At 51.4% G+C, this 2,700-nt stretch carries 2 protein-coding genes; one reads left to right on the top strand and one right to left on the bottom strand.

Annotated elements, in window-relative coordinates; all coding sequences use genetic code 11:
- On the top strand, positions 1-299 hold a 299-nt coding region (locus tag U9P07_04485; GenBank protein ID MEA2108658.1), incomplete at its 5' end, for a transposase.
- Between the two features lie 9 nt (positions 300-308).
- Here the strand turns inward: U9P07_04485 and lon are convergent.
- Positions 309-2,675: an endopeptidase La gene (lon, locus tag U9P07_04490; GenBank protein MEA2108659.1), complete on the bottom strand. Its 2,367-nt coding sequence runs from the start codon at positions 2,673-2,675 to the stop codon at positions 309-311.
- Positions 2,676-2,700 lie beyond the last annotated feature (25 nt).

A 2,700-nucleotide genomic window follows, 5' to 3' on the forward strand; every position in this document is an offset into this window, starting at 1 on the left:
CACAGGGGGATGATGGGCAACCACAGGGGGATGATGGGCAACCACAGGGGGTTGCCCCTACGTTGTCATTGCCGGATGTAGTCCATCGTTTCAAAACCATGACCACAAAACGATATGTGGCTGGTGTCAAACAAAATGGATGGCTGCGATTTGACGGCAAATTGTGGCAACGAAATTATTACGATCACATCATCCGCAATGAAAATGAATTGAACCGTATTCGCCGGTATATTGTTGATAATCCCGCCAAATGGGAACTGGATCGGGAAAATCCGCATCATGATCTACGGTTGATTTAAATGATTTCTTTACACATAAGCCGCCGGAATCTGGTGACCGGTAACCTCTGGTTTTGGGGTTAATCCCGGGACAACCAGTGGAATGGCGGCGTCAATGGTTTCAACCCCGCTGAAGGTCATTTCCTTTTTCACATCTTCCGGAATGTCTAGCAGATTTTTCAGGTTTTCCTCCGGCATGACAATGTGCGTGATCCCGGCCCGATGGGCGGCCAGTACCTTTTCTTTGATGCCGCCGACCGCCAGAATCCGTCCGGACAGGGTTATTTCCCCGGTGATGGCGACCTTGTGGTTGGTCTGCCGGTTGCTGAACAATGACAGGAGGGCCAGGAAGATGGCCATTCCCGCCGAAGGACCATCTTTTGGAATTGAACCCGCCGGAACATGAATATGGATGTCCTGGCTGGCAAACTGGTCTGCATCCAATGCCAAAGAATCTGCCAGGCTGCGCAAATAGCTTAAAGCGGTAATTGCCGATTCCTTCATGATCTCGCCCAGGGAGCCGGTCAGGGTCAGTTTCGGACTGCCGCTCTTCATCTTGGCCGCTTCAATGAAAATAATATCACCGCCGGTGGGAGTCCAGGCCATGCCGGTGGCCACCCCAATCTGATCATGGATAGCGGCCAGTTCCCGGTGAAATTTCCGGGGACCAAGAAATTTTTCCAGGTCCCGACCGGTTACTGTACGATTTGGTTTCAGATTGCCGGCTTTTTCCCGGGCCAGTTTTCGTAAAACCTGTCCGATGGTTTTTTCCAGGTTCCTGACCCCGGCTTCCCGAGTATATTCACTGATTATCTTATCCATGGCTTCATCGGTGAACATGATACGTTCACTGGCGAGACCATTGTTTTCCAGCTGCCGGGGTACCAGGTAGCGAAAGGCGATGGGTTTCTTTTCCGCTTCGCTATAGCCGGGAATTTGGATAATTTCCATCCGGTCTCTCAGGGGGGCGGGGATGGGATCCAGCTGGTTGGCGGTGGTGATGAACATGACTTTACTGAGATCAAAGGGAACGTTAAGGTAGTGGTCAGTAAAGGTATTGTTTTGCTCCGGGTCCATGACTTCCAGCAGGGCGGAGGCCGGGTCACCGCGAAAATCACGCCCAAGTTTATCCACTTCATCAAGCATGAATACCGGGTTACGGTTTTTGCACCTTTTGAGCTCCTGGATAATCCTGCCGGGCATGGCACCGATATAGGTTCGGCGATGACCACGAATTTCCGCTTCATCATGCATGCCGCCTAAAGATAAACGGATGAATGATCGCCCCGTAGCCCGGGCGATGGATTTTCCCAAAGAGGTTTTTCCGACTCCCGGTGGTCCCACAAGACAGAGGATTGGTCCCTTCATCTCTTTTTTCAACTTGCAGACGGCCAGGTATTCCAGGATGCGATCCTTGACTTTTTCCAGGCCGTAATGATCTTCATTGAGTATCTGCTCGGCATGTTCCAGGTCAAGATTATCTCTGCTTTCCCGGGTCCAGGGCATTTCCGCCAGGTATTCGAGGTAGGTCAGGGTGCTGTGGTAATCAGGGGAGGCCGGATTCATCCGGCTCAGCCGGCTCAGCTCTTTTAGGGCTATGTCGCTGGTAGCCTCATTCATGCCTGATTCTTTGATTGCTTGGCGTAGCTTTTCCAGGTCATCTTCATCTTCTCCCAGTTCATCCTGGATAGCTTTCATCTGTTGTCGCAGGAGCTGTTCCTTCTGGTTTTTGTTTATCCCTTTTTGCACCTTCGCCCCGATTTTCTGTCCCAGGTGCAACTGCTGTCGGGTGGCAGTTAAAAGCTGGTGGACAAATTTGAGCCGGTCCAGGGGGTCAATAAGTGACAAAACTTTTTGCTGGCTGGAGAAGTCAGGACGCAGATAAATGGTGACCACATCCGCCAGCCTGGCGGGATTGTCCACCTTGTCCAGCAAAGTCAAAGCGGCTTCCGGTAAAGGCTTGCCGGCCGCAAAACAATCTTTCAATTGAGCCAGACAGCTGGCCTTGAGCATGTGCAGCGCGGCATTGTCGGAGTCTGCAAATTCTTTGAGTGGATTAATGAGTGCAATCATGGGGCGCTGGTTATTAAGCAGCCGGAGAAAGGAAATTCTCGCAAGCCCCTCGATGGTAAATTCTGCCTCGCCGGGCTTGGATGCCCTGACCATGGTTACCCGGCAGGCGGTGCCCACCGGATACATGTCTTCCAGTGTGAGCGATTCCCGATTGCTGGTCCGCAGGTTGCAGCTGCCGACAAATTCCTGTTTTTCATATATTTCAGTAAGCAGGCTGATATCCTGCTGGTCTTTTACGGTAATGTTAATGACCATGTGGGGGAAAATGACCGTTTTGTTCAGTACGAAGAGGGGCAGACGGTCAGGTAGTTGGATGATTTGCATGATTTTCTTTCCCGTTTCTGTTATG

Source organism: Pseudomonadota bacterium, from assembly GCA_034660915.1.
Lineage (GTDB): Bacteria > Desulfobacterota > Anaeroferrophillalia > Anaeroferrophillales > Anaeroferrophillaceae > DQWO01.

Bases quoted from the DNA above. Each gene is read 5' to 3' on its own strand.
- lon (MEA2108659.1), bottom strand. From the start codon at position 2,675: ATGCAAATCATCCAACTACCTGACCGTCTGCCCCTCTTCGTACTGAAC.